The sequence below is a fragment of the Streptomyces sp. TAA204 genome (assembly GCF_000424965.1).
In genome coordinates this window covers 76804-103092 of record NZ_AUKW01000006.1, presented here as the reverse complement: position 1 = coordinate 103092, position 26289 = coordinate 76804, and the positions used below count along the sequence as shown (strand labels likewise).

Here is a 26289-nt window from a genome sequence, read left to right as displayed (position 1 = left end):
GTGTTGATCGGTGAGGTGGCGCGACGGTCCGGGGTCAGCGCCCGCATGCTCAGGCATTACGAGTCGCTGGGTCTGGTGCGGCCCTCGGGTCGTACGGGCTCCGGCTACCGGGAGTACTCCGGGGAGGACATCCGGCGGATCTTCCACATCGAGAGCCTGCGGTCGCTGGGACTGTCACTGCGTGAGATCGGGCGCACCCTCGAAGATCCCGGCTTCACCCCCTCGGCGCTCGTCAGCGACCTCATCGGCCGTACACGCGAACGCATCGCGGCGGAGACCGAACTGCTCACGCGTCTGCGCCGGATCGACGCGGCGGACCCCGCCGGCTGGGAGGACGTCCTCCAGGTCGTCGCCCTCCTCCAGGCGCTGGGGTCGAAGAGCGCCGACGCGCGCCAGCGCGCGGCTCTTTCCTCGGCCGACGAGGTTCCGGTGCCGGTGGAGGCCCTGGTCGAGGCGGCACTGAGCGAGACGGAACCCAACGTCGCCGGAGCCCTTCGATGGGCGCTCGCGAGATCGGGCGGCGGCGGACCGGCGCTGCTGGCGGAGGGTCTGGACTCGCCGGTGGCCGCGGTGCGGGAGCGTGCCGTTCGGTCCCTCGCCGAGATGCCCGGCGATGAGGCTGCCGGGATGCTGCGGGCGGCTCTTGCGAGTCCCGACTCCGTGGTCCGCGGGCATGCGGCTCTGGCTCTGGGGACACGTGGAGTGGCCGAGACGCTCCCGACGCTCATCGACATGATCGTGGAGGGAAGGAACGACACCGACGCAGCCGATGCACTGAGCGTGCTGGCGGGCGACGACGCGACGGCGGAGCGGGTCGCTGCCGTGCTCATCGACCGCCTCGCCCACGGCGGCACTCAAGCGCCCGCACGCGGACGGCTCACCCAGGCGCTGGCGGGCATCCCGGGGGCGACCGCCTCACACGCCCTCGTGGAGCTCTCGCACGACGGGGACCGCGCCGTTGCGCTGACTGCGGCGTACGTTCTTCAGCTGCGCGGCACACGGTGAGGGACCTCGTCCGGAACGGGGACCGCCGCCCAGGCGTCAGCGCAGGTGTCAGCCCGCCAGGCTCAGGCTCCACTCCCCCGGCCGCCCCGAGAGCGTGACGACGGAGAGCGGCGGTGCGTCTATGTGCCAGTACGACTGCGGCGGCGCCTTGAGGACGTAGCACAGCGCGGCCCGCATCACTCCCGGCTCGGTCACCGCGACCACCCAGCCCTGGTTGCCCGCCGGACGGGTGTCGAGCCAGGCGCCGACGCGCTGGATGAACGACAGCAGCGACTCTCCGCCGTGCGGCGCCAGGCGCGGATCGGCGATCCAGGCGCGCACGGCTCCCGGTTCCCGTGCCGTCACCTCCTGCAGCGTGAATCCGTTCCAGCGGCCCATGTCGCAGTCGCGCAGGGCGGGCTGAGCCAGCGGCGCGAGTCCGAGCGAGAGCCCGGTCTCCCGGCAGCGCGGCGAGGGCGAGCAGTAGCGCAGCTCTGCCGCGGCCAGGTGGGACAGCGCCGGTCCCACCCGCTGCATCTCGTGCCACCCCAGCGCGTCGAGCGGGCGGTTGTCCCCGAACCGCACGTCGAGCACCGACGAGCTGCGGCTGGCGGCCAGCAGGGTCAGGCGAAGGGCCATCCGGCGATCGTAGAACGACCTGCTCGCGTGTTCGACAGGGAGTCGTCCAGTTCTCACATCCCGCGCGGGCGCGTCCCCGCAGACCCCGGTGCGATGATGAACCGCGGTGACATAAAGGGACTTACCGGGCATCGGAGGCCGTATGGACCTGGACGAGGTGGCGGACGAGCTGTACGGGCTGCCGCCCGGGGAGTTCACCGCCGCCCGCAACGACCGGGCGCGGCAGGCCCGGACCGGCGGGCAGCGGGAACTGGCCGCCCGCATCCGCGAGCTGCGCCGTCCGAGCCTGGCCGCATGGGCGAGCAACCTGCTGGTGCGCGAACAGCCGGAGGCGGTCGAGCCGCTGCTGCGGCTGGGCCGCGAACTGCGCGGCGCGCACCGGAACCTGGACGGGGAGGAGTTGAGGGCGCTCTCCCGGCAGCAGCATCAGCTGGTCGGCGCCCTGGCACGGCAGGCCGCGGAGCTGGCAGCCGCGGCCGGCCAGTCCATGGGCGACCAGGCCCGGCAGGAGCTGGCACAGACCCTCCAGGCCGTACTCGCCGACCCGGACTCCGCCCGGACGTGGGCTGCCGGACGGCTCTCGAAGCCGCTGTCCGTGCCCGTCGGGTTCGACGCCGCCGCACGGGAGGCCGAGGGGACGCCGCCCGCCGGGAGCGTGAAGCAGAGCGGTTCCAGGAGCAGCGGGACGGGCGGTGCGAAGAGCCGTGCCGGGAGCGGAGGCAGAGCGGGCGTGCCGGCGCGGGAGCGGGAAACCGCCGGCCATGCGGGACGTGACGCCCGTAGGGCCGAGGAGTCGGCACGCGGACTGCGGCAGGAGGCCGGGGCCGCCGGGGAGGACGCACAGGCGGCCCGCACCGCACGCCGCGAGGCGGACGAGCGTGCCGAGCGCCTCCGCGGTGAACTGCGCGAAGCCGAGGAGGACCGCTCCCGCGCGAGGAAGCGCGAGCGGGAGGCTGACCGCGTCCACCGGGAGAAGCGCCGTGCGGCCGACGACGCCGGGGAGCGTGCGCGCCTTCTGGCGGACGGGCCGCCCGGGCGGGACGACCGTGGCTCGCCGGCCGGGCGGCGGAAAGGGCACTGAGGGGAGGGTCAGTGCCGGGGGAACTGCCGTGACCGTGCCGGCGGGAGGTCTCACCGGGAGGGGCGTACGGAAGGCCGGCAAGCTCCCGCCGGAGCGCGGTTGAGCCGGTGGGCGAACGGTCGAGGGCCGGCGTCCCGTCCGCTCCCAACGGCTTCTGACGTGCGACGGGTTCGCAGGACGCCCGTCCCGCGTGAGATCTTCGGCACTCCCGCGTGCCGACCTGCCGAGCGCGGGTACGCGAGCGGCTGATCCGGCCCGTTGATGATCCGAGGAGAGGAAATACATGGCCGATACGGCGGCACCGTCCCAGCGGACGGAGGCGGCGCCCCAGGGGAGGGCGGCAAGGGCGAAACAGTGGCTGGTACGGGCGCGAGGCTCGGACGGGCACGAGCGGCACACCCTGGCGCTCGTCGGAAAGAGCACCCTTGCCGCGAGCGTGGCCTGGTTCATCGCCCACGATGTGATGCAGGCGCAGTCCCCCGCGTTCGCACCGTTCTCCGCGGTACTGATCATGCAGGTCACCGTCTACCGGTCGCTGCTGCAGATGCTCCGCTATCTCGCCGCGGTCTCGGCCGGTGTGGCGGTGCAGGCGGTGCTCGGGCTGCTGACCGGCCCGTATCTGCTGACGTTCGTCCTGGTGGCGTTGGCGGGACTGACCATCGGACGGTGGCAGAGGCTTGGCTCACAGGGCTCACAGGTGGTCACGGCGGCCTTCTTCGCCTTCTCCACCTATGCGGCCGCCAGCAGCACGAGCCAGGGGATCTCCCAGCTGGGAGAGATCATCGTGCTGGTCTGCATCGGCTGCGGTGCGGGCGTCATCGTGAACATTCTCGTGCTCCCCCCGATGCGCTACCGCAGCGCGGAGTCGGGCATCCACACGCTCGCGCACTCCCTGTGCGACCTGGTCAGCGACATGTATCCGGCGCTGCGGCAGGGCCGTCTGGAGAAGGAGCGCACCGAGCACTGGCGGCAGCGGGCGTCGCGCCTGGGGCCCATCGTCAGCCAGGCGCAGGCGTCCGTGCGGACCGCCAAGGAGAGCGCCTTGTACAACCCCCGCAGGCTGCTGCGGGGGCACAATCCCACCTTCAGCGGCTACGAGAGTGTCATTGACGCCTTCGAGAGGGTCACCTACCAGCTGTCGTCGATGACGCGCAGCCTCGACCAGGCACACGACGGCCGGACCGACCAGGACCACGAGAACTTCCTCCACCGCTACGGCGACCTCCTGGCCTCCCTTTCACACATCACGGAGCTCTTCAGCCGGCTCGACGAGGACCGTCTTCAGCAGCAGGCCCCCGAACTGTGCGAGGCGGCGGAGCAGGCTCAGGACGCCAGGGCCCGGCTCGTGGAGAACGCCGAGAGCAGTTCGATCCCCCTGGGCGACCCCTCGCAGCCGTACGACATCCTGCTCACGGAGGCGACCCGGCTCATGGAGGAGGTCCAGCACACCTGCGACGTGCTCCAGCGCTCCGTCGAGGAGGCCACGGCATGCGGGGACTGAGCGCGCCCCGGCCACACCGCCGGAGGTGGGGGGTCGTCCGCGCACGCGCGGCCCGCCGCCCCGCGGAGGGAAGCGGGCGAACGGGAGCCGCTCAGCCCAGCACCTCCTCGCAGGCGGTGCGCAGACGCCGTACCCCCTCCGCGATCTCGGCCTCGCCCGTGGCCGGGGCGAAGCTCAGCCGCACGTGCGGGGCGGGGGATTCGGCGGCGAAGTAGGGACGGCCCGGCGCGACGGACACGCCCGCGCGCAGCGCGGCACCGGCGAGGGCGGTCTCGTCGGTGCCGTCGGGCAGCCGGAGCCACAGGAAGTAGCCGCCGCGCGGCGCGTGCGCGAGCGAGAGGGCGGGCACCTCACGGGCGAGCGCGGTGAGCATCGCCTCGCGCCGCCCCTTCAGCCGCGCGGCGACGTCGCGCAGATGACGCGGCCACGCGGGCGCGCCGACGAGTTCGAGCGCCGCCTCCTGGAGCGGACGGGAGACGAAGAAGCTGTCCACGGTCTGTACGGCGCGCAGCCTCTCCAGCACCGGACCGTGCGCGGCGAGGGCGCCGACGCGCAGGCTGGGCGAGGTGACCTTCGTCAGCGAGCACAGGTGGACGACTCTGCCGTCAGGGTCGTCCGCGCGAAGGGTGGGTGGCAGTCCCCCGGCGTCCTCATGGGCGAGGCTGCGGGCGAAGTCGTCCTCGACGACGAACGCGCCGGCCTCCCGCGCCGCGCGCAGCACCGCCTGTCCGCGCTCGGCGGACAGTACGGCGCCGGTCGGGTTCTGGAAGAGCGGCTGGCAGAAGAAGAGACGTGCGCCGCTGGCGCGGAAGGCTCCCGCGAGCAGGTCCGGGCGCACCCCGTCGGAGTCGACGGGCACGGGAACGGGTCGCAGGCCGGAGGCTCGGGCGGCGGCGATGAGTCCCGGGTAGGTCGGCGACTCGACGAGGACCGCGGCCCCGGGCGCGGCCAGCGCGCGCAGAGCGGTGGTGATCGCGCTCTGGCCGCCCGAGGTGATCAGTACGTCCGCGGCCGTGACCGTCCCGCGGTGGCCGCCGATCTCGCGCGCGAACCAGCCGCGCAGCTCCTCCACCCCGCCCACCGGCGGCCGCTCCCAGGCTCCGGGCCGCCGTCCGGCACGCGCCAGGGCGGCGGACAGTGCCCGTTCGGGCCGCAGCCCCGCGGGCAGGTAGCCACCGCTGAGCTCGATCACACCGGGCGGCGGGAGAGCGAGCGTGGTCAGGAGGCCCCCGGCGTCGACACTGCGAGGCACCTGGTCGGCGGACGCCTCGGCGCTGAGGGCGACCTCCTGCCAGGAGGTGTCGCCGTGGACGGGAGCTTCCCGGCGCGGCTCGGCACGGAAGACCCCGGCGCCGGGCCGGGTGACGACGAGCCCCTCCACGGCCAGTTGGGCGAGCGCGCGGGAGACGGTGACCGGACTGACGCGGTGCTCCTCGACGAGCTCCCGACTGGAGGGCAGCTTCTCACCCGGTGAGTAGCGGTTCACGCTCCCTCGCAGGGTTTTCACCAGCTCAGCGACACTGCTACTCTGATTCATGAGAGTCAACAGTAGCGCTACTCCACCGTCGGCGATAGCGGTTCCACCCGCCGCCCCCGTCTCCCCGCCCCTTCCGGCCCCCTCCGGCCCGGCACGGGGACGGGCCGGGAGCGGCCTGCTGCTCGCCGGCCTCGGCGTCACCTGCTTCTCCCTGACCTTTCCCGCCACCGCCTGGGCCCTGGAAGGTCTGGGCCCGTGGTCGGCGGCGGCCCTGCGCCTCCTCCTCGCCGGGCTGTTCGCCGCCGTGATCCTGGCCGTCCTCCGCGTCCCCGTGCCAGCCCGCCGCCACTGGCCGTGGCTGGCCGTCTCCGCCTCGGGCGTGATGATCGGCTTCCCGCTGCTGACGACGCTCGCCCTGCGGACGTCCTCGACGGCGCACGCCGCGGTCGTCGTCGGACTGCTGCCGCTGACGACCGCGCTGTACTCCTCGCTGCGCACGGGCCACCGCCCCTCCCGCGTCTTCTGGGCGGCGGCGCTGGCCGGCGCCGCGGCCGTACTCGCCTTCGCGCTGTACGAGAGCGGCGGCACCCCCGCCACCGGCGACCTCTTCCTCGGCGGGGCGCTGCTGGTGTGCGCGGCCGGGTACGCGGAGGGTGGCAGGCTGGCGCGTGAGCTGACCGGCATCCAGGTCATCGGCTGGGCGCTGGTGGGCTGCCTCCCGCTGGCCGTGCCCGGTGCCGTGATCGCCGTACTGACGGAGCCCGTGCACCTGACCGCGCACGCGGTGACGGGCCTGCTGTGGGGGGCGGCCGGATCACAGGTCCTGGGACTCGTGCTGTGGTACCGGGGCATGGGCGTGGCGGGTGTGGCCAGGGCAAGCCAGACTCAGCTCGCGCAGCCGCTGCTCACGCTCGGATGGTCGGTCCTGCTGCTGGGAGAGGACCTCTCGCCCCTCGCTCCCGTGACGGCGCTGGCCGTGCTCGTCTGCATCGTCGTCGTGCGGCGCAGCCGTTCGTGACCCGGCGCCGGAAGGCTCTCCGCCGTAGAATTGAGCCCACGGACGAGCACACCCCGGACTGCGCGGCATTCCGGCTTACACGGCGTACACCCCTGTGAACGGGAGGGTTCTGCTGATGCGAGCGAACACGGGCGACCATCTGCTGATGCACGGCCGGGTGGTCGGTGACCACGACCGCGTCGCCGAGATCATCGAAGTGCTCGGTGCCGACGGCGAACCGCCGTACCGGGTCCGTTTCGAGGACGGACACGAGGCGGTGCTGTCACCGGGACCCGACTCCGTCGTACGGGAGCGGAAGAAGGCGTGACCCGACGGCCGCGTGCATCCTCGATTCGCACGTGGCCGGCACGGGCCCCGGCGGTCCCGAAGGTCACTTCCTGCGCGCCCGGTAGTGGTCGGTGACGACGCGGTCCATCGCTCCGCTCCTGTCCTCACCGACCTCCTTCGCGGAGAAGAAGACATGACCCCGCACCTCGGGCAGCTCCCGGCACAGCGTGAGGTGCCGGGAGAGTTCGGCCGGGTCCTGCCAGGGCGCCGGCTGGGCCGGATCCCCGGCGCGGTAGAGAGCCTCACCGATGTGGAGGCGCGTACGGGTGCCCCGTACGGTCTCCGCCCACCAGGGCGCCAGCTCGGCGTAGTCGGCGTCCCCGAAACCGATGTGCCAGTACAGCTGCGGCATGACGTAGTCGATCCAGCCCTCCCTGACCCACTTGCGGGTGTCGGCGTGGAGGTCGTCGTACGTCTGCACCTGGGCGGAGGTCTGTGAACCCGCCGGATCGGCGGACTCGTTGCGCCACACGCCGAAGGGGCTGATCCCGAAGCGCAGCGAGGGCTTGATACGGCGGATGCGCCGGGCGGCTTCCTGCACCAGCAGGTCGATGTTGTGGCGGCGCCACGCGGCGACGTCGGGGAAGCCCTGCCCGTGCTCGTCGTAGGCGGCCCTGTCGTCGAAGGTCTCACCGGGCACGGGGTAGGGGTAGAAGTAGTCGTCCCAGTGGACGCCGTCGATGTCGTAGCGGGCGACGGCGTCGAGCATGGCGTCCTGGACGAAGCGCCGCACCTGCGGCAGCCCGGGGTTGTAGTAGAGCTTGCCCCCGTAGGGCACGACCCAGCCGGGGTGGCGGCGGGCCGGGTGGCCGGAGGTGAGCTTCCCGGGATCGTCGTGGAGGGCGACACGGTAGGGGTTGAACCAGGCCTCCACCTCCAGGTCCCGGCGGTGCGCCTCCCGTACGACGAAGCCCAGCGGGTCCCAGCCGGGTGCCTTGCCCTGGGTGCCGGTCAGCCACTGGGACCACGGCTCGTGCGGGGAGGGCCACAGCGCGTCGGCGGCGGGACGCACCTGGAAGTAGACGGTGTTGAGACGGCGCCGGCACGCGTGGTCGAGATGAGCGGTCAGCTCCGCCTGCTGCTCCTCGGGAGCGGCGCCCGCGGTGCCGGGCCAGTCGCGGTTCGCGACCGTGGCGATCCACATGCCCCGCACGTCGCGGCCCTCGTCCCCGTCACCGCCCGCCCCGTCCGCCGGGGTGTGGCGGCGCCGGAACTCCTCGGCGCGCGCGTTCGCCGAGCCGGCCACGCCCGTCAGCGCCGCGGCAGAGCCCGCCGCGAAGCTCCTGCGTGTGATCCGCCGCATCCGCTGCCCCTTCGTCGTCCCTCTTCACTCACCTCAAAAGTGCCACCGGAAGTGGTGAAGACCAATCCCGCCAGTACCGCCGGGCCTCTCACACGTGCGGACGCCCGCGGACGTCACGTCCCGGGGAGCTTCAACCCCCGGCCCGGCGGGGAGAGTGGACTCGGAGGTAACGTCTGGCGTTGAGGCGGAACGGCTGTACCCGGGAGCCTTCCCTTCACGGCACCCCCCGTACCGCCCGGGACCGCAGGAACAGCGAAAGGCACGAGGTGACCGACATCGAACGCGTCGGAGTGGTGGGCTGCGGCCAGATGGGCGCCGGCATCGCCGAGGTGTGCGCGCGGGCCGGACTGGACGTGGTGGTCGCCGAGACCACGGGCGAGGCACTGGAGCTGGGCCGCACCCGGCTGGTGAACTCCCTGGGCAAGGCCGCGGAACGCGGCAAGATCACCGGCGAGGAGCGGGACTCCACGCTTGCCCGGCTCACCTTCACCACCGATCTGGGCGACTTCGCCGACCGGGACCTGGTCATCGAGGCCGTGATCGAGAACGAGCAGGTCAAGACCGAGATCTTCCAGGTTCTCGACCAGGTCGTCACCCGTACCGACGCGATCCTCGCCTCCAACACCTCCTCGATCCCGCTCGTCAGGCTCGCGGTCGCCACCTCGCGCCCCGATCAGGTCATCGGCATCCACTTCTTCAACCCGGCGCCGGTGCAGCAGCTCGTCGAGATCATCCCCGCCCTGACCACCGGGGAGGAGACGATCAAGCGCGCCGAGGCGGCGGTCGCGGGCCTCCTGAGCAAGCACACCATCCGTGCGCAGGACCGGTCGGGGTTCGTCGTCAACGCGCTGCTGATGCCGTACCTGCTCTCCGCGATCAGGATGTTCGAGTCGGGGATCGCCAGCCGCGAGGACATCGACAACGGCATGGAGATGGGCTGCGCGCACCCGATGGGCCCGCTCAAGCTCACCGACCTCATCGGCCTGGACACGGTCGCCTCCGTCGCCGACTCGATGTACGCCGAGTTCAAGGAGCCGCTGTACGCCGCTCCGCCGCTCCTCCAGCGGATGGTGGACGCGGGACGCCTGGGCCGCAAGGCCGGGGCGGGCTTCTACGCCTACGCCTGAGCCCTCTCACGGGCATGAGCACGGCAGCCCCGCGGCCACCGGTTGTGCCGGGGACCGCTGCGGCTGCGCGTGGGCGCGGCAGCCCTCCTCGCACAGGGCGAGCAGAGCCACGTCGTCGGAGAGCCGCGCACCCGCGTGGCTGAGCACCGCCTGCCGCATGGAGGCCACGATCTCCGCCGGTGCGGCAGGCGTCGCGGCCGGGCTGCGGTCGGCGAACACGGCACTCAGCACGTCGGCGAAGGCGAAGAACTCACCGTCCGCGTCACGGGCGTCCTCCGCTCCGTCGGTGTGCAGGAAGAGCGCGTCGCCCGGCGGCAGATGCAGCCGCAGCGGCTCGGCGTCGGGCGGCAGTGGGAAGAGGCCCAGCGGCGGCAGCGGCTCGGCCTCGCAGACCGTACCGACGCGGGCGGCGGCGCCCTCCCCCGCGGCCAGCCGGTACGGCCACGGGTGGCCGCAGTTGAGTACGGTGACCGCTCCCCCGGGACGGACCTCCAGCAGCAGCACCGTCACGAACTCCTCGTCGGCCTCGCTCAGGCCGCCGAGCGGGCCCCCGTCCCGGCCCGCCTCCTCACGGCGTGCGCTCAAGTGCCGCTCCAGACCTCTCTCCAGACGGCGCAGCACCTGCCCGAGCCGCGGTTCGTCGTGCGCGGCCTCGCGGAAGCTGCCGAGCACCGCCGCCACCGTGCTGACCGCGCCCAGACCGTGGCCGCGCACATCGCCGATGACGATCCGCACACCGTGCTCCGTGGCCACGGCGTCGTAGAGGTCGCCGCCGACCGCCGCCCCGCGTGCCGCCGACAGATACCCGGCGGCTACCGCGAACCCTCCGACGCGCGGCGGCAGCGGACGTATGAGGCACTGCTGGGCGGCGTTGGCGGCCTCCCGGGTGCGTTCCAGTTCGTCGGCGAGCCGTGCGCGGCGCCGCATGGCCCAGCAACTGGCCACCGCGACGCAGAGGATGGCCGCACCCGTTCCGGCTCTGCTGCCGCTCTCGACGCACGCCGCCACCGGCAGCGGTCCGAGCGCGAGCAGCGCGCAGCCTCCGCCGAGCCAGATGCCGGTGCTGCCGCCGGTGCCCGCGCAGGCCAGGGCGGGTGTGGCGGCGAGCAGTGCCAGGACGTGCGTGCCGCTGGGGAGGCTTCGCTCCCACAGCAGCACCGCGACGACCCAGACGGCGGGTGCGGCGTAGGCAAGCGTCCGGCCGAGAGTCACCCGGCGGGAGACCTCCCGCGCCAGGGGGACGGAGGCGGTGGAGCCGGGGCTGGTGACGTGGAGGCTCGCTGCCTGGTCTCCGGTCATACGACGGTCCCTCCGGCCTGTGAGGCGGTCGCGCGCCCCTCCGTGCTGGTGCCTCTGCCCCCTCCCCACCGACTCCCGGTGCGACGTGCACGATGGTGGTCGAGTCGGTACCGCCGATGACCAACCTCCGTCATTCCTCACCCTATTGAGTGAGCCGTGCACCTCCGCGGTCCGTACAGCAGTGCGGACACACCGAGGGGCGTACGGACGGTGATCCGTACGCCCCTCGAATCGCTGCATGCACAGCGCGTGCCGGCAGCCGGCAGCCGGCAGACCACCGGCCGCCCGCAGCGACTACGCGTCCACGCCGGCGCCCCGCAGCACCGCACCCGTACGCTCCAAGGCCGCCGCGACGGCCTCGTCACGCGCCGCCGAGGCCTCCTCGGCCTTGAGCGTGCGGTCGGCGGCCCGGAAACGCAGCGCGTACGCCAGCGACTTCTTCCCGCTGCCCAGCTGCTCACCGGCGAAGACGTCGAACAGCCGCACCGACTCCAGCAGTTCGCCCGCTCCGGCACGCAGCGCCGCCTCCACCTCGGAGGCCGGCACGGACTCGTCCACGACGAGCGCCACGTCACGCGTCGCGACCGGGTAGCCCGAGACGCGTGGTGCCGGCACCACGCCGCCGCCCGCCCGCTCGACGACATCCAGATCCAGCTCCATCGCACAGGTGCGCTTCGGCAGGCCGAGCGCCTTCACCACACGTGGATGCAGCTCACCCGCGTGGCCCGCGAGCACCTCCTCACCGTCGTGCGTGACGTACAGCGCGGCGCAGCGCCCCGGATGCCAGGGCTCGTGACGGGCGCCGCGGACGGTGAGTTCGGCCCGCGCCTCGCGTGCGACCGTACGGGCGGACTCCACCGCGTCCGCCCAGTCCGACGGGCGGCCCTCACCCCACCAGCCCGGCTGCTCACGGGGGCCCGCGAGCACGGTGGCGGCGTACCGCGGCTGGTCGGGCAGCGCCTCGCCGAGAGAGGCGATCTCCTCCTCGGACGGGCGGACGTCGACGCGCAGCCGGGCGGCACGGGGCGGCGTTCCGGTGGGCAGGAAGACCAGGCCGGTCTCGAAGAGGGCCAGACCTCCCTGGCTGCCCTGGCTGCCCCGGCCGTCGTTGCGGCGCAGCGCCGCGAGCAGCCCCGGCAGCAGCGTCGTACGCAGCGACGGCTCCTCGTCGGAGAGCGGGTTGACCAGGTCGACCGTACGGCGCCGGGGGTCGTCCCCGGCGAGACCGAGCTGGTCCAGGGAAGCGGGCCCGGTGAAGGGGTAGTTGAGCGTCTCGACGAAACCCTCGCCGGCCAGCGCCCTGCCGACCCGGCGGTGCAGCCGCTGCCGCTCGGTCAGACCGCGCCCGGCGGGCGGACGGGGCAGCGTGGAGGGAAGGTTCTCATACCCCTCCAGCCGGATGACCTCCTCGGCGAGGTCGTTGGGATCGGTGAGGTCGGCGCGCCAGGAGGGCACGGTGACGGTCAGCTCGTCCTGCCCGTACACGTCGCAGCCCACCTGCAGCAGGCGGCGCACGACGGCCTCCCGGCCGTAGGTGACACCTGCGACACGGTCCGGGTACGCGGCCGGGATCTTGATGGTGTGCGGGCCGTGCGGGGCGGCGAAATGGGTGACCCCGGCCTCGGCGGTACCTCCGGCGAGCAGCACCAGCAGGTCGACGGTGCGCTGGGCGGCGGCCGCTGCCGCCTCCGGGTCGACGCCGCGCTCGAAGCGCCGCGAGGCCTCGGAGGAGATCTTGTGGCGGCGGCTGGTGCGGGCGACCGAGACGGGGTCGAAGTGCGCGGCCTCCACGACGACTTCGGTGGTGCCGTGCCATTCGCCGCTCTGCGGGTCCTGCCGGGGGTCGGCGATCTCGCTGTTGATGCCGCCCATCACACCGGCCAGCCCGACCGGGCCCGCGTCGTCGGCGATGACGAGGTCCTCGGCGTCCAGGGTGCGCTTGGTGCCCTCCAGCGTCGTCACCTGCTCGCCCCGCTCCGCGCGGCGGACGGTGATCGCCCCGTCCAGCCGGGAGCGGTCGTAGGCGTGCAGGGGCGAACCCATCTCCAGCATCACGTAGTTGGTGATGTCGACAGGAAGCGAGACGGGCCGCATGCCCGCCTTCTGCAGCCGCCTTCGCAGCCAGAGGGGCGAGGATGCCTCGGGCCGCAGTCCGGTGACCGTACGGGCGGCGAAGCGGTCGCAGCCGCGGGGGTCGGTGACACGCACCGGGAAGCCGTGCTCGTTGGGCACGGGCACGTCCAGCAGCGCCGGGTCACGCAGCGGCTTCCCGTAGGCGGTGGCGGTCTCCCGGGCGATGCCGCGCATGGACAGGCAGTAGCCGCGGTCGGGCGTGACGGCGATGTCCAGCACCTCGTCGACGAGTTCGAGGAGTTCCACCGCGTCGGTGCCCGGCTCGTACTCGGGCGGGAGGACGATGATCCCCCCGTGGTCGTCACCCATGTCCAGCTCGGCGGCCGAGCAGATCATGCCCTCGGAGACCTTGCCGTAGGTCTTGCGGGCGCTGATGGCGAAACCGCCGGGCAGCACGGCTCCCGGCAGCACGACGACGACCTTGTCGCCGACGGCGAAGTTGACCGCGCCGCACACGATGTTCTGCGGCTCACCCGTGCCGTTGGCGTCCGCCACATCGACCTGGCAGTAGCGGATCGGCTTCTTGAAACCGGTCAGCTCCTCGATCGCCAGGACCTTGCCGACGACGAGCGGCCCCTTCAGCCCGGCGCCGAGCTGCTCGACGGTCTCGACCTCCAGGCCGGCCTCGATCAGCTTCGCCGCCACGTCCCGGCCGGTCTCGCCGGCCGGGAGCTCGACGTACTCTCGCAGCCACGAAAGCGGGGCGCGCATCAGATCTCCATCCCGAACGGCCTGGTGAAGCGCACGTCACCCTCGACCATGTCTCGCATGTCCTCGACGTTGTGGCGGAACATCATCATCCGCTCGATCCCGAACCCGAAGGCGAACCCGCTGTACTTCTCCGGGTCGACGCCGCAGGCCGTGAGGACCCGCGGGTTGACCATGCCGCAGCCGCCCAGCTCGATCCAGCCCTCGCTGGAGCAGGTGCGGCACGGGTTGTCCGGGTCGCCCACGGACTCGCCGTGGCAGCGGTAGCAGACCATGTCCATCTCGGCGGACGGCTCGGTGAAGGGGAAGTAGTTGGGGCGCAGCCTGGTGTGCACACCCTCGCCGAACAGCTCCCGCACCATGTGGTCGAGGGTGCCCTTCAGGTCGGCCATCGTCAGGCCCTCGTCGACGGCCAGCAGTTCGACCTGGGTGAAGACGGGGGTGTGGGTCGCGTCCAGCTCGTCCGTACGGAAGACGCGGCCGGGGCAGATGACGTACACGGGCGGTTCGCGCTCCAGCAGCGAACGGATCTGGACCGGCGAGGTGTGGGTGCGCAGGACGACGCCGGCGCCCTCGTCCTCCTCGCCGTCCCCGCCGTCGCCGCTCCCGCGGACGAAGAAGGTGTCCTGCATCGTGCGCGCGGGGTGGTCGGGCGCGATGTTGAGGGCGTCGAAGTTGAACCACTCCGCCTCGGCCTCCGGCCCCTCGGCGATCTCGTAGCCCATCGCGACGAAGATGTCCTCGACGCGCTCGCTGAAAGTGGTCAGCGGGTGCCGGGCCCCGGCGGGCAGACGGTCGTGGGGCAGCGTGACGTCGACGGCCTCCTCGACCAGCACGCGTTCGTCCCGCTCCCGCTCCAGCTCCTCCTGCCGCAGCTTCAGCGCCTGGCCGACCGTGCCGCGGGCCTGGCCGACCCGCTTGCCGGCCTCGGCCTTGGCGTGCGGGGGCAGTGCGCCGATCTCGCGGTTGGCGAGGGCCAGCGGGGAGCGGTCGCCGGCGTGGGCGGCCTTCACCTCGCGCAGCTCTTCGAGGTCACCGGCGGCGGCGATGGCGGCGAGCGCCTCGTCCTTGGCCTTCCCGACGACTTCCGGTTTCAGTGCCTCGACCTCGACAGGGTCGTAGGACTTATTGGGTGCGGACATCTCTTCCCGTACTTCCGATTGGCTGTGGCTGCGCAAGGGTGCCGACAGCCGAGTCTAGAGGGGCGGGCGTGGTCCCCCGTACACGGATGTGATCACGTGAAGGACCCCGCGGGCCCCTGGGGCCCTGTGAAGCCCGTGCGCGCCGCTCAGACCATGAAGGCGGGGGCGCCCACGGGCAGGATAAACCGGAACTGGGCTCCTCCGGCGGCCGCCCGCCCCACGGTGATCGTCCCGCCGTGCGCCTCGACGATGCCCTTGACGATGTAGAGGCCCAGCCCGGTGCCGCCGCGCCTGCTGCCCCGCCAGAAGCGGGTGAAGACGCGGCTCATCGACTCCTCGGGGATGCCGGGGCCTTCGTCACTCACGGTAACCGCCGTTCCTTCTCCGTCGCCCGGATCGGGCACCACCTCGATGGTGACAGTCCCCTCGCCGTGCCGCACTGCGTTTTCCAGCAGGTTGCCCAGCACCTGGTCGATCTTGTCCGGGTCGGCCCACAGGTCCGGCAGGGGCGCGCCCACGCGGATGACGAAACGGTCCGCCGGACGCCCCGCCGCGATGTGCGCCCCGGTGTGACGGCGCACGGCCGCGGCCATGTCCACCGGCTGACGGCGTACCTCCAGCCGCCCGGAGTCGATGCGCGATATGTCCAGCAGCTCCGCGATGAGCCGGGTGACGCGGTTGGCGTCGGCGTCGACGGTCTCCAGCATCAGCCGCTTCTGGTCGTCGGTGAAGCGCTCCCACTTCGCCAGCAGGGTCGCGGTGAACCCCTTCACCGACGTGAGCGGCGAGCGCAGCTCGTGAGCGACGGTGGCGATCAGTTCGGCGTGGCTGCGCTCCGCGCGCCGCCGCGCCTCCGTCCCGCGCAGGCTCACCACCAGCCGCTCCAGCGGGCCCCGGGGGAAGGCGCGGACGTACCGCGCGGCGACCATCACCTCACGCCCGCCGGGCAGCAGCAGATTCCGCTCGGGCTGACCGGTGCGGGTGGCGAGACCGCCGTAGGGATCGGTGAGCTGCCACCAGCGGCGGCCGTTGACGTCCTCCAGCGGCAGCACGGCGGCCAGGGGGCGGCCCAGCGCCTCGCCGGAGGGAGTGCCGGTCAGCCGGGCCGCGGCCGAGTTGAAACAGACGACGTCGCCCCGGCGGTCGGCGACGACCAGTCCGTCGGGCAGGTCGTCGGGGTGCACCCCGGGTCCGCCGGCGGCGGGGCCGGGGTGGGCGGGGGCTTCCGGGGCGGAATCACCGGGGCCCGCGCCCCCCGGGCCGCCCTCCGGCGCTCCCACGCAGGTTCCGGGCGGGATCCCGCGCGGCTGTGTGCCGGATTCGCGCACGTCCATACCCGCCGCACCCCCCTTGATGCTGTCGTACCGGCTCCTCTGCTCCGCCCCCGGGCACGCACCCTACTAGTGCGCGCACCGCGGTGTCCCTCCCCGAGACGCTGGGCGGATGCAGCCCGGCCACGTGCGGACGGCCGCCTGACGCGAGCCACCGGAACGCCCTATTCCGCCGTGCTGTCCGAGCCGTCCGTCTCACCGCGGCACCCGCCGGGGGCGCGCTGTGCCCGCGCCGAGGAGTAGAGGCACACGGCGGCGGCCGTGGCGAGGTTGAGGCTCTCGGCGCGGCCGTGGATGGGCACCCGCACCACCGCGTCCGCCAGAGCACGCGTCTCCTCCGGCAGGCCCCACGCCTCGTTGCCGAAGATCCAGCCGGTGGGGCCGCTCATGGTTCCGGCGTCGAGTTCCGCGTCGAGGTCGTTCCCGCCCGAGCCGTCCGCGGCCAGCAGCCGCACGCCGGCGGCGCGCAGCGAGGCTGCGGCATCCCCGGCGGGGACACCGACGGCGACGGGCAGATGGAAGAGCGAGCCGGCCGAGGCACGTACCGCCTTGGGGTTGTAGAGGTCGACGGAGGCGTCGGTGAAGACGACGGCGTCGGCTCCGGCGGCGTCGGCGCAGCGCAGCACGGTGCCGGCGTTGCCCGGGTCGCGTACGTGCGCGAGTACGGCCACCAGGCGGGGCCGCCCGGCCAGCAGCTCCTGGAGAGGGCGGTCCAGGAAGCGGCAGACGCCGATGAGTCCCTGCGGGGTGACGGTCTGTGCGATGTCGGCGAGCGTCGCCTCCTCGGCGAGGTGCACACGCGCCCCGCTCCGCCGGGCCTCTCCGACGATCTCGGGGTGCCGGCCGGCGGCCTCGGCGGTGGCGAAGAGTTCGAGCAGCGTCGGGCCGCCGCCGTCCGCGGTGCCGTCGCCGGCTCCGCAGCCGGTGCGCGCGCGCCCGTGGGCGACCGCCTCCCGTACGGCCTGCGGGCCCTCGGCGAGGAAGCGGCGGTCCTTGGCGCGGAAGTTGCGCCGCACGAGCCTGCGCGCCGCGGCGACGCGTGCGGAGCGCGGGGAGATCAGGTCGGGAGTGCCCATGGGAGGCGGCTCACTTCGTGGTTCGTGCCCGGACGCCACGCACGCGCACAGCAGCGGACCCGCAGGCACGGTTGCCTGCGGGTCCGTCGCTGTGCTTCACGCGCCCGGCGTGCTTCAGGCGGCCTTCGGGGCGTTGACGTCGCCGGGGAGGGCCTTCTGGGCCACCTCGACGAGAGCGGTGAAGGCCCCGGCGTCGTTCACGGCGAGGTCGGCCAGGATCTTGCGGTCCACCTCGATGTTGGCGGCCTTGAGTCCCTGGATGAAGCGGTTGTACGTGATGCCGTTGGCGCGGGCCGCGGCGTTGATGCGCTGGATCCACAGCTGGCGGAAGTCGCCCTTGCGCCGCTTGCGGTCGTTGTAGTTGTAGACGTAGGAGTGGGTGACCTGCTCCTTCGCCTTCCTGTACAGACGGGAGCGCTGGCCACGGTAGCCGCTGGCCTGCTCCAGGATCGCCCGGCGCTTCTTGTGTGCGTTGACTGACCGCTTGACGCGTGCCACTTGACTACTCCTTGGTACACGGGGCCGGCCTGGTGAACGACCACCCAGCCCGAATCGATTGGGTCCCGGACGGGGCGGGCTTACTTGCCGAGAAGCTTCTTGACCTTCTTGGCGTCGGCCGGGGCCATCTCGGTCTTGCCGGCAAGGCGGCGCGTCAGCGTGGACGGCTTGTGCTCGAGAAGGTGGCGGCGACCGGCACGCTGGCGCATCACCTTGCCGGAGCCGGTGACCTTGAAGCGCTTACGGGCACCACTGTGCGTCTTGTTCTTCGGCATGTCGCCGTTCACTCCTCGTCGGTGACACCCCGCGACTGCCGGCGGCATGCGGAAGCGTCGTGTGTCGCTGGTTCGGGTATTCCGAGGCGGGGCCCCAGGAAGGGCTCACGCCTCGGCGGGCTCCTCGGCGGGCTCCTCGAGCGGGCTGCTCTCCTGCTGGCGGCCGGCCTTGCGGGCGGCCTGAGCCTCGCGGGCCTCGGCCATCGCCTCGGTCTTCTTCTTGTGCGGACCGAGCACCATGATCATGTTACGGCCGTCCTGCTTCGGGTTGGATTCCACGAAGCCCAGGTCGGCGACGTCGTCCGCGAGCCGCTGGAGCAGGCGGAAGCCCAGCTCGGGGCGCGACTGCTCACGGCCGCGGAACATGATCGTGATCTTGACCTTGTCACCCTGCTTGAGGAACCGGACGACGTGACCCTTCTTGGTGTCGTAGTCGTGCGGATCGATCTTCGGCCGGAGCTTCATCTCCTTGATGACCGTGTGCGCCTGGTTCTTGCGCGCCTCACGGGCCTTCATGGCCGACTCGTACTTGAACTTTCCGTAGTCCATGAGCTTGCACACGGGCGGACGTGCTGTCGCCGCCACCTCGACCAGGTCGAGGTCGTACTCCTGCGCAAGCTCCAGGGCCTTGGCAAGCGGCACGATGCCGACCTGCTCGCCACTGGGACCGACGAGTCGCACCTCGGGGACGCGAATCCGGTCGTTGATGCGGGGCTCGGCGCTGATGGGGCCTCCTCGGGTACACCACGCGACGGTCTGGCGGACGGCCGCGTGCGAGTCTGTTTTCAGTGTGACCCCCGCGCCGGAACGCAAAGAACGCCCCTGACGGACACAGGCGGGGCTCCTCAAAGACCGGGAGCACCGCCGCGACGATCCGCGGGGCGCAGCCTGACCGTTGACCCGCGGTCCGGGGGACCGTCAGGTGGGAGTTCGGAGCCTCCACTTGCGGGCCGGAGAGATGTTCTCCAGCCGGTCGACTACCCAGCATACCAGGGGGCACAGGTGCTCCCGGCCGGGGTACGGGGACGGCAGCGGGGAGCACGCGCCGCAGCCGGCACTAGGCTGACGCACATGAGCGACACCGACCCCTCCGGCACCACCGGCGCCCCCGACTTCGACAGCCTGACGCGCGACATCGCGGACGTGCCCGCCGTCGAAGTGATCACCACGGTGGCCGTGCACCTGATGAGCTCCGCGGCCGTCAATCTCGGGCTCTCCGAGGAGGGCGGGGAACACCGCGACCTGGACGAGGCGAGAAAGCTGATCCATGCCCTGGCGGGGCTGGTCACCGCGGGTGCGACGGAGATCGGGTCGTACCACGCCGCGCCCCTGCGGGACGGGCTGAAGTCCCTCCAGCTCGCCTTCCGCGAAGCCTCGGCCGTGCCGGACGAGCCCGGCCAGGGCCCCGGCGAGAAGTTCACCGGTCCGCTCACGGGCTGAGCGTCCCGCAGACAGCGTCCGGACCGGACGATGCCGGTCCGGACGATGCCGGTCGGATGCGTACGGTCCGGATGCGTGCGGTCCGGATGCGTGCCGTCCGGCCCCTCACCGCATGGGGGAGCCGGAGGGCTGCAGGTTCCTGTGCAGCTCCGCGCCCGCCGCGGGATGCGTGACCCGGTGCACGGCCGCCGCCAGCACGGCGCCCACCAGCGGCGCCACGAGGAACAGCCACAGCTGCGTCAGCGCCGCGCCGCCCGCGAAGATGGCCGGGCCGAAGCTGCGGGCCGGGTTGACCGAGGCCCCCGTGAGCGGAATACCCATCAGGCTGACGACGGCCAGCGTGAATCCGATGGGCAGGCCGCCGAAGCCCGCGACGGTCACCTTGTGCGTCATGCACAGGTAGACGTAGACGAGCAGGGCCGTCAGCAGCAGCTCGGCCACGAAGGCGCCACCGAGGTTGATCTCCACCGCGGACCGGTCGCCGAAGCCGTTGCTGCCGAAGCTCTCGCTGGTCCGCAGGCCGGGGACCTGCTTGGCCACGAGGAAGAGCAGCGCAGCACCGGCGATGGCGCCGGCGAGCTGGGCGATCCAGTACTTCACAGCGGTCTGCACGTCCATGCGCTTGGCGGCCAGCATGCCGAGGGTGACCGCCGGGTTCACATGGGCACCCGAGATCGGCCCGATCACATAGGCGAGGGCGAGCAGCGTCAGCCCGAACGCCAGGGCGATGCCGAGCGTGCCGATGTACTCACCCGACAGCACCGTGGCACCGACCGCGAAGAAGACGAGGATCAGGGTTCCCAGGAATTCCGCCACAGGGGTCTGCAGCTCCGTCTCGGTCGACATGACACTCCTGACACGTCGGGGATGGTCGAACACCCCGAGTCTGAGCCGCCTGCGGCGCGCTCGCATGTCGAGTGGGCGCCCTGCCCGTCAGCGGGCGGGAGACCGCCGGTACAGAGCGTGCTGCGGCAGGGTGCTGCCGGAGGGGAGCAGCGCCATCTCCAGGCCCCGGCTCAGCCGGGCGCGCAGCGTCTCGTCCTCGGCGAGCGCGGCGGCCACGCGCCGTACCGTCCCGGCGGCGTCGGCGCTCTCGGCCCCGGGCGTCAGGGTCAGGGCGAGAGTGGCGTCGCTGTTGTCACCGCCCGGCGCCAGATGGGCGCCGGTGACCTGCGGCTGGGCGGCCAGCACCGTACGCAGCGCCTCGGCGACCGCGGGGTCGCGGGCGGGATCGGTCCGGGGACGTCCCTCGGCGAGGGTGCGCAGCCCGGCTCCGGTGAGCTGGTACGTCACGGGCCCGGCCAGGTCCAGCACGAGGGTGTCGGCCTCCTCCTGCGCGAGCGCCCGCAGCGCCTGGCTCAGCGGTACGGCCACGGGGCGGGCGTCCGCGCGCCAGCGGGCGAGGGCGCGGGTGGAGGTGAAGGCGGGCAGCGCGCGGCGCCCGCCGGGGGCGGTGAGGGTGGGAACGGCCATGTCGCTGGTCTTGTCGCGGCGCAGCCCCGAGGCGTCCGTCTCGCTCTCGCCGAGCACGGCGACGACGGGGACCAGCAGCCGCGCGCCGGCGAGGGCCTCCAGCACGCGCTGCTCGGCGGCCGGGTCCTCGCGGTCGGTGTCCCAGGCGGTCAGGGCCTCGGCGAGCGCGGGGTCGGCGGCGCCGGTGTCGTCGGCGAAGCCGGATTCGGGGATGTTCTTGAGCGCCACGGGAGGAGCCTAGCCCGTACCGGCAGGCCGCCCGGCCTCGGGCCCGCCCCTGACCGCAGCGGCCCCGCCCCTGACCGTCACTCCCCCGGCAGGCGTATCCCGCCGCGCAGGGTGTTCAGGCTCACTCCGCGGTGCACCGCGACAGCGGCCACGATCAGGAGCACCCCGAGGACGGCGGTGACGGTCGCGAGCCATCCGGCGCTGGGCCCGTCGTCCGGCCCGGCGCCGAAGAACTCGCTGCGGTAGGGAGCCTGACTGGGCTGCTGTTTGCGGGGCTTGACGTTGGAGCCCATCTCGATGGCGGCCGCCGGGTCGACGATGCCCGTACCGAGGGCGTCGCTGCGGCCGCCCTCGGGGGTGTTGCGCGCCGTGTCGGAGAGCAGTTCCTTGACCTGGGCGGGGCTGAGGTCCGGGTGCGCGGCCCGTACGAGCGCGGCCGCTCCGGAGGTGAAGGCGGCGGCGGCGCTGGTGCCCCAGCCCTCGTAGTAGCGCTTGTCGGGGTCGGCGATGATGATGTCCTTGCCGGGCGCCGCGACGCCGGCGTACCAGCGGCGGGTGGAGAAGGCGGCGCGGGCACCGTGCCGGTCGACGGCGGTCACGGCGATCACGCCGGGATAGGCCGCCGGGTACGAGACATGGTCCCCCTCCTCGCCCCCGTTCCCGGCGGATGCCACTACGACGGAGCCCTTTCTCAGCGCGTAGCGGACCGCGGCGTCCTCGCGGGCGTCGGGGTGTGCGGAGTCGCTGTCGTCGCCGAGGGAGAGGTTGATGACGTCGGCGCCCTTGTCGGCGGCCCAGCGGATGCCCTTGGCCAGGGCGGAGTCGGTGGCGCTGCGGGCCTTCCTGCGCTGCGGGTCGCCGTCCTCCAGGAGCACCCGCACGGGAAGGATCGTCGCCTCGGGGGCGACCCCCATCACTCCGAGCCTGCCGCCGGGTCCGTGTCCGTGACCGGCGATGATCCCCGCCATGGCGGTGCCGTGCCGCGCCCAGGAGCGGTCGCCCCTCTCGGCCCCGACGCGGACGAAGTCCTTGCCCCGCACGACGCTGTCGCTCAGGTCGGGGTGGCCGGAGTCGACGCCGGTGTCGAGAACGGCGACGGTGATGCCCTCGCCCTTGGTGGTCTTCCACGCGTCGGGCGCCTGTAGGGCCTTCAGACCCCACTGCTGTCCCCGTACGTCGTCGCCCGCAGCGTGCGCGCTGCCCGCCGCCGGAAGAAGGGCGAGCACCGCCGCCAGCGGCAGGACCGCCAGGCGGCGCGCCGCGCGGACTCGGAAGGGGAAGCGCGCACGGGCCGCCCTGCGTCCGTCTGCTCGCGGCCCGTGCGGTGCCGGATGACAGGGGTGCATGTCGCTGCTGTGCGTCGCCGCTCGCGTGTGCGTCACCGGTCGCCTTCTCCTCGCCCTTCCGCCGCGTCGCGCACCCGGCGTTCGATGCGGTCCGCGATGCCCTGTGCGTCGTGGCCGAGGCCGGCCTGTGCCGCGGCGGACGTGTCGCCCTTCTCCGTCGCCTCCGCCGCGGCCTGCGGGTCGCTGACGGTGCGTCCGTCGGCGAAGCCCGTCACCGCGTAGACGACGACGGGCGCGTCGGAGAGCACCCGCACCGTCCAGCTGGCGCGCTGCGCGTCGCCGAAGTCCGCGGCGACTGTGCCGCGTGCCGAGTACGGACGCGGCATCAGGTCCGTCCGCCCGCTGAGGTTCTCGACCGCGAAGCGCTTGCGCAGCGCGACCATGCCGTCGTTGCCGGCGCGGGTGAAGACCAGGCCGACGGTGGTGACGCTGCTGGTGGTCTCGTCGGCGTACGTCGCGCGAAGCAGGCGGGCGCAGCCGACCGGGGAGAGCGCCTTGGTGAGCAACGGGTCGAAGGCGTCACGGCAGTTGCTGTCCGGTGCGACCGCGACGCGCAGCCAGCGGCGGTCGGCGCCGCCGGGGCCGGCTCCGTCGCCCTCGATCTGCTTGGGGAAGAGTTCGTCCACGGGTTCGCTGTGCCACACGGACCGCGCGTGGTCGAAGGACTCCTGTGCCGAGGCTTGCTCGCCGGGGTCGTCGGTGAGCCAGGTCATGCCCGCGGCGGCGCCCCCGATGAGGCCGACGCCGAGTACGAGGCACGCGGCGGCGGCGACCGTACGGGGAGCGGGACCGTTGTGGCGGGGGCCGTCGCTCACCGGCCGCAGCTGCCAGGTGGGCGGCCCGGAACCGTACGCGCCGTCCTGGCGGAGGGCGCCGGCGGCACCGTCCGCACCCGGGTCCTGCGTCGCGGGCGGCCCTTCGGGCCGGGCGGGGGCCGCGGCCGGAGGACCGTACTGCCTGCGGCGCAGGGTCTCGGAGGTCAGCGGCTCCCCGGTCGGGGGCGGGGGCTGGGGCGGTGCGCCGGGTACGGGAAGACGTAGCCGGGTGGAAGTTGCGGGCGATGCGGAGGACCGTGCTTCGTCCGGTTCCGGGTCGTGCGGCATCTCTCGGGAGGGCTCGTCTTTCTGGGTGTGCTTCGCAGTCCCTGCGGGCCCGTGCGCGGGCCTGGTCCCGCCGGCCCAACCGGCCGCCGGCGCGGTGCCGTTGGCCGCTGCGGGCGGCGCCGTGGGTCTGGGCGGTGCGGCGGGACGCGGGGGCGCGTAGGGGCGAGGGGGAGCGGTGGGGCGCGGCGGCGCGGAGGGGAGCGGCGGGATCTTCGACGGGGGCCGGGATCCGGACTGCGATCCTGGCTGGGATCCCGGCTTCGGTCCGGACTGGGGCCCGGGCCGGGACTCCTCGTGGCGGGGATGCTCCCGCGGTGTTTCGGGAGGAGGCTTGCGGGAATCCGTGCGCTCGGCGTCAGTGCTCATCTGCACCCCTCCCGCGCGCAGTGCCACCCCACACGAAACCCTTTCGGGGCATGCCGGTTCGTATCGGACAACACGCCGCAGGCCCAGCCCGCACGCAGCGTGCGGCCGTCACTCTACGGGGCGAACTGGTGGTTGCGGCAACCCGGTCGGCGACCTTGCCGGGGTGTCCTGGAACGCCGTGCTCTGACAAGCTGCGCGGGTGTTCGACACCACAGCAGACCTCATCGCGGACCGGGCCCGCTACGGCCGCGCCACCGCGCATCTGGACGCGCCGCTGGCAGTCGTGGACCTGGAGGCGTTCGACGCGAACGCCGGTGATCTTCTCCGCCGCGCCGGGGGCAAGCCGATCCGGGTGGCCACCAAGTCGGTGCGCTGCCGGGGCCTGTTGGAGCGCGTGCTGGGGCGGGACGGCTTCGAGGGCGTCATGAGTTTCACCCTCGCCGAGTCCCTGTGGCTGGCCCGCTCGGGCATCAAGGACGTGCTGCTGGCTTACCCGTCGGCGGACAGGGCGGGATTCGCCCGGCTCGCGGCCGACCCGAAGCTGGCGCGGGCCGTGACCGTGATGGTCGACGACCCGGCGCAGCTCGCGCTGATCGACGACGCGAGGGACGGCGGCGGGGAGGAGATCCGCGTCTGTCTCGAACTGGACACCTCGCTGCGGCAGTTCGGCGGCCGCCTGCGGGTCGGAGCGCTCCGCTCCCCGCTGCACTCCCCCACCGCGCTCGCCGAACTGGCCCGTTCGGTGACCCGGTGGAAGGGCTTCCGCCTCGTCGGACTGATGGCGTACGAGGGGCATGTGGCGGGCGTCGGTGACGCGGCCCCGGGCAACTGGCTGCGCTCACGCGGCGTACGGCTGATGCAGGCCGCCGCCCGGCGTGAACTGGCCGCGAGGCGTGCCGCGGCCGTGCGCGCGGTGCGCAGCGTCGTGCCGGACCTGGAGTTCGTCAACGGCGGCGGCACCGGCAGCGTCCAGCACACGGCGGCGGAGGAGCCGGTGACGGAGGTCGCCGCCGGCTCCGGCCTGTTCCAGCCGCGCCTCTTCGACCACTACACCTCCTTCACGGGCCGTCCCGCCGCGCTCTTCGCCCTGCCCGTGGTGCGCCGGCCCGGGGTGGGTGTGGTCACGGTGCTGGGCGGCGGCTATCCCGCCTCCGGCGCGCCCGGCAGCGACCGGCTGCCGCAGCCCTACCTTCCGCCGGGGCTGCGCTACGACCGTCAGGAGGCGGCCGGCGAGGTGCAGACCCCGCTGCTGGGGCCTCCCGCCGACGATCTCCTCGTCGGCGACCGGGTGTGGTTCCGGCACGCCAAGGCCGGGGAACTGTGCGAGCGCTTCGCTGAACTGCACCTGGTGGAGGGGGAACGGGTGGCGGAGTCACTGCCGACGTACAGGGGCGAGGGCCGCACCTTTCTGTGAGGCGGGCGGGGAGGCGGCGGGCGCGCGCGGGCCGTCCCGGAGAGGGCCCGGTCCCCGCCCGGCGGTCCCGCGCTCAGACCTGCTCGCCGGGGCTGCCGTCGCCTCCCGAACCGCCCTCCGGGGCTCCCTCCGTGACGCCCTCGGCCAGCTTGTCCATGTCCCCCAGGGGCGGGGCGGAGCGGTGGATGTCGAACCCGCTGCGCAGCAGCAGCATCTGGCCGGAGCCGTCGGGGTGGGGGAAGGCCACGGACTCGACGTAGGCGTCCGGCTTGGTGCGGTTCACGATCTTCCAGCGCACGCGGTACGCGTTCTCGCCGGCCACCCGGGTCTTCCCGGAGGCGAGGGCCTTGTGGGAGGTGATGCCGCCGTAGGTGCTCTCGCTGTAGGCGAGTTCCGCGAACCTTCCGATGTCGTTCTTCGCCACGTCCTCGGCGTCGCCGGTGTCGGTCGCGGCCACCACGATGACGGACGAGCCGCGCAGACAGCTCGCTTCCTCACTGCCGGGGCAGGTGTACTCGCCGATGCTGACCATCGGGCCGAAGGGGTCGTGCTTCCAGCCGTCCAGCACCGGCAGATCGACGCCGGTGGCAGGGATCTCGCCCTCCCCGCCGGGGCCGTCCTCCGGGTCGGAGGGGTCGGGGGCCCCGCCGCCGGAACCGCCCGAACCGCCGGGGTCGTCCCGGGGCGGGGTGGGTTCGCTCCGGGGGCCGCCGCCCGCGTCGTCGCGCGTACCCGTGCCGAGGCCGCCGCCGGGCCCGAGGACGAGGACCACGCCGACCAGCAGCGAGGCGACGAGCACCATGGCTCCGACCACTCCCGCGACCATCGGGCCGCGCACGGCGCCTCTGGTACGGGTCTGGCCGCTCCAGGCGCTGCCGTCCCACCAGCGCTCTCCCGCACGGGCGTTGGAACGCTGCGCCGGATCGGGGTCGGGGTACCAGCCGGGTGGTGTCGTCATGGTCACGCTACGCACTGTAGGACAACAGGTGTGCGAATCACA

At 73.1% G+C, this 26289-nt stretch carries 24 protein-coding genes; 8 read left to right on the top strand and 16 right to left on the bottom strand.

Going from position 1 to position 26289, the window contains the following annotated elements:
• Positions 1-1005 (top strand): MerR family transcriptional regulator, encoded by a 1005-nt coding sequence (locus H343_RS0113260; protein ID WP_028431549.1) that lies wholly within the window; start codon positions 1-3, stop codon positions 1003-1005.
• 48 nt (positions 1006-1053) lie between these two features.
• On the opposite strand, the gene H343_RS0113255 is transcribed toward H343_RS0113260, so the two are convergent.
• Complete coding sequence (locus H343_RS0113255) at positions 1054-1623, bottom strand: histidine phosphatase family protein (RefSeq protein ID WP_028431548.1); 570 nt, start codon at positions 1621-1623, stop codon at positions 1054-1056.
• Between the two features lie 142 nt (positions 1624-1765).
• Between H343_RS0113255 and H343_RS30440 the strand changes: the two genes are divergently transcribed.
• A complete protein-coding gene (locus H343_RS30440) occupies positions 1766-2704 on the top strand; it encodes a hypothetical protein (RefSeq protein WP_051265138.1) in 939 nt (312 codons plus the stop codon).
• 283 nt (positions 2705-2987) lie between these two features.
• The gene (locus H343_RS30435; protein WP_037903644.1) at positions 2988-4205 is read left to right on the top strand and encodes an aromatic acid exporter family protein; all 1218 of its coding nucleotides are present in this window, start codon (positions 2988-2990) and stop codon (positions 4203-4205) included.
• A 91-nt stretch (positions 4206-4296) separates the two neighbouring features.
• Here H343_RS30435 and H343_RS0113240 read toward each other — a convergent pair whose 3' ends face one another.
• Positions 4297-5742 (bottom strand): aminotransferase-like domain-containing protein, encoded by a 1446-nt coding sequence (locus H343_RS0113240; RefSeq protein ID WP_028431547.1) that lies wholly within the window; start codon positions 5740-5742, stop codon positions 4297-4299.
• Between H343_RS0113240 and H343_RS0113235 the strand changes: the two genes are divergently transcribed.
• Both H343_RS0113235 and H343_RS0113230 read left to right on the top strand, forming a co-directional pair.
• A complete protein-coding gene (locus H343_RS0113235; RefSeq protein WP_028431546.1) occupies positions 5741-6700 on the top strand; it encodes a DMT family transporter in 960 nt (319 codons plus the stop codon). The genes H343_RS0113240 and H343_RS0113235 overlap by 2 nt on opposite strands.
• A 115-nt stretch (positions 6701-6815) precedes the next feature.
• Positions 6816-7007: a DUF1918 domain-containing protein gene (locus H343_RS0113230; protein ID WP_028431545.1), complete on the top strand. Its 192-nt coding sequence runs from the start codon at positions 6816-6818 to the stop codon at positions 7005-7007.
• A 63-nt stretch (positions 7008-7070) separates the two neighbouring features.
• Here the strand turns inward: H343_RS0113230 and H343_RS0113225 are convergent, their stop codons facing one another.
• Positions 7071-8330: a family 10 glycosylhydrolase gene (locus H343_RS0113225; RefSeq protein WP_028431544.1), complete on the bottom strand. Its 1260-nt coding sequence runs from the start codon at positions 8328-8330 to the stop codon at positions 7071-7073.
• 266 nt (positions 8331-8596) lie between these two features.
• Between H343_RS0113225 and H343_RS0113220 the strand changes: the two genes are divergently transcribed.
• The gene (locus tag H343_RS0113220) at positions 8597-9457 is read left to right on the top strand and encodes a 3-hydroxybutyryl-CoA dehydrogenase (RefSeq protein ID WP_028431543.1); all 861 of its coding nucleotides are present in this window, start codon (positions 8597-8599) and stop codon (positions 9455-9457) included.
• A gap of 6 nt (positions 9458-9463) precedes the next feature.
• Here the strand turns inward: H343_RS0113220 and H343_RS30430 are convergent, their stop codons facing one another.
• From H343_RS30430 to infC, 8 genes are all read right to left on the bottom strand, one after another.
• Positions 9464-10756 (bottom strand): PP2C family protein-serine/threonine phosphatase, encoded by a 1293-nt coding sequence (locus H343_RS30430; RefSeq protein WP_078505556.1) that lies wholly within the window; start codon positions 10754-10756, stop codon positions 9464-9466.
• 294 nt (positions 10757-11050) lie between these two features.
• Positions 11051-13600: a phenylalanine--tRNA ligase subunit beta gene (gene pheT, locus H343_RS0113210; RefSeq protein WP_028431542.1), complete on the bottom strand. Its 2550-nt coding sequence runs from the start codon at positions 13598-13600 to the stop codon at positions 11051-11053.
• Positions 13600-14739 (bottom strand): phenylalanine--tRNA ligase subunit alpha, encoded by a 1140-nt coding sequence (pheS, locus tag H343_RS0113205; protein WP_028431541.1) that lies wholly within the window; start codon positions 14737-14739, stop codon positions 13600-13602. The genes pheT and pheS overlap by 1 nt, the downstream gene beginning before the upstream one ends.
• A 146-nt stretch (positions 14740-14885) precedes the next feature.
• A complete protein-coding gene (locus H343_RS0113200; RefSeq protein WP_078505554.1) occupies positions 14886-16073 on the bottom strand; it encodes an ATP-binding protein in 1188 nt (395 codons plus the stop codon).
• A 161-nt stretch (positions 16074-16234) separates the two neighbouring features.
• Positions 16235-17146 (bottom strand): TrmH family RNA methyltransferase, encoded by a 912-nt coding sequence (locus H343_RS30425; protein ID WP_037903639.1) that lies wholly within the window; start codon positions 17144-17146, stop codon positions 16235-16237.
• Between the two features lie 114 nt (positions 17147-17260).
• Positions 17261-17644 carry a 50S ribosomal protein L20 gene (gene rplT, locus H343_RS0113190; protein ID WP_028431539.1) on the bottom strand — a complete coding sequence of 128 codons (384 nt, stop codon included), beginning with the start codon at positions 17642-17644 and terminating at the stop codon, positions 17261-17263.
• Between the two features lie 80 nt (positions 17645-17724).
• Positions 17725-17919, bottom strand: a complete 195-nt coding sequence (gene rpmI, locus H343_RS0113185; protein WP_028431538.1) for a 50S ribosomal protein L35 — start codon at positions 17917-17919, stop codon at positions 17725-17727.
• A 105-nt stretch (positions 17920-18024) separates the two neighbouring features.
• Positions 18025-18708: a translation initiation factor IF-3 gene (gene infC / locus H343_RS0113180; protein ID WP_028431537.1), complete on the bottom strand. Its 684-nt coding sequence runs from the start codon at positions 18706-18708 to the stop codon at positions 18025-18027.
• A gap of 282 nt (positions 18709-18990) precedes the next feature.
• Between infC and H343_RS0113175 the strand changes: the two genes are divergently transcribed.
• Positions 18991-19359, top strand: coding sequence for a DUF1844 domain-containing protein (locus H343_RS0113175; RefSeq protein WP_028431536.1), 369 nt, complete (start codon positions 18991-18993; stop codon positions 19357-19359).
• A 105-nt stretch (positions 19360-19464) separates the two neighbouring features.
• On the opposite strand, the gene H343_RS30420 is transcribed toward H343_RS0113175, so the two are convergent.
• The 4 genes from H343_RS30420 to H343_RS30410 all read right to left on the bottom strand — a co-directional run bounded on the left by H343_RS30420 (position 19465) and on the right by H343_RS30410 (position 23221).
• Positions 19465-20205, bottom strand: a complete 741-nt coding sequence (locus H343_RS30420) for an MIP family channel protein (protein WP_051265134.1) — start codon at positions 20203-20205, stop codon at positions 19465-19467.
• A gap of 87 nt (positions 20206-20292) precedes the next feature.
• Positions 20293-21060, bottom strand: a complete 768-nt coding sequence (locus tag H343_RS0113165) for an SseB family protein (protein WP_028431535.1) — start codon at positions 21058-21060, stop codon at positions 20293-20295.
• A 77-nt stretch (positions 21061-21137) separates the two neighbouring features.
• Positions 21138-22442 (bottom strand): type VII secretion-associated serine protease mycosin, encoded by a 1305-nt coding sequence (gene mycP / locus H343_RS30415; RefSeq protein WP_486586892.1) that lies wholly within the window; start codon positions 22440-22442, stop codon positions 21138-21140.
• A complete protein-coding gene (locus tag H343_RS30410) occupies positions 22439-23221 on the bottom strand; it encodes a hypothetical protein (RefSeq protein ID WP_037903710.1) in 783 nt (260 codons plus the stop codon). Before H343_RS30410 ends, mycP begins: the two co-directional genes overlap by 4 nt.
• A gap of 853 nt (positions 23222-24074) precedes the next feature.
• Here H343_RS30410 and H343_RS0113150 point away from each other — a divergent pair.
• Positions 24075-25289, top strand: a complete 1215-nt coding sequence (locus H343_RS0113150) for an alanine racemase (protein WP_028431534.1) — start codon at positions 24075-24077, stop codon at positions 25287-25289.
• A 73-nt stretch (positions 25290-25362) separates the two neighbouring features.
• Here the strand turns inward: H343_RS0113150 and H343_RS0113145 are convergent, their stop codons facing one another.
• Positions 25363-26247, bottom strand: coding sequence for a DUF2510 domain-containing protein (locus H343_RS0113145; protein ID WP_486586905.1), 885 nt, complete (start codon positions 26245-26247; stop codon positions 25363-25365).
• Positions 26248-26289: the final 42 nt, after the last annotated feature.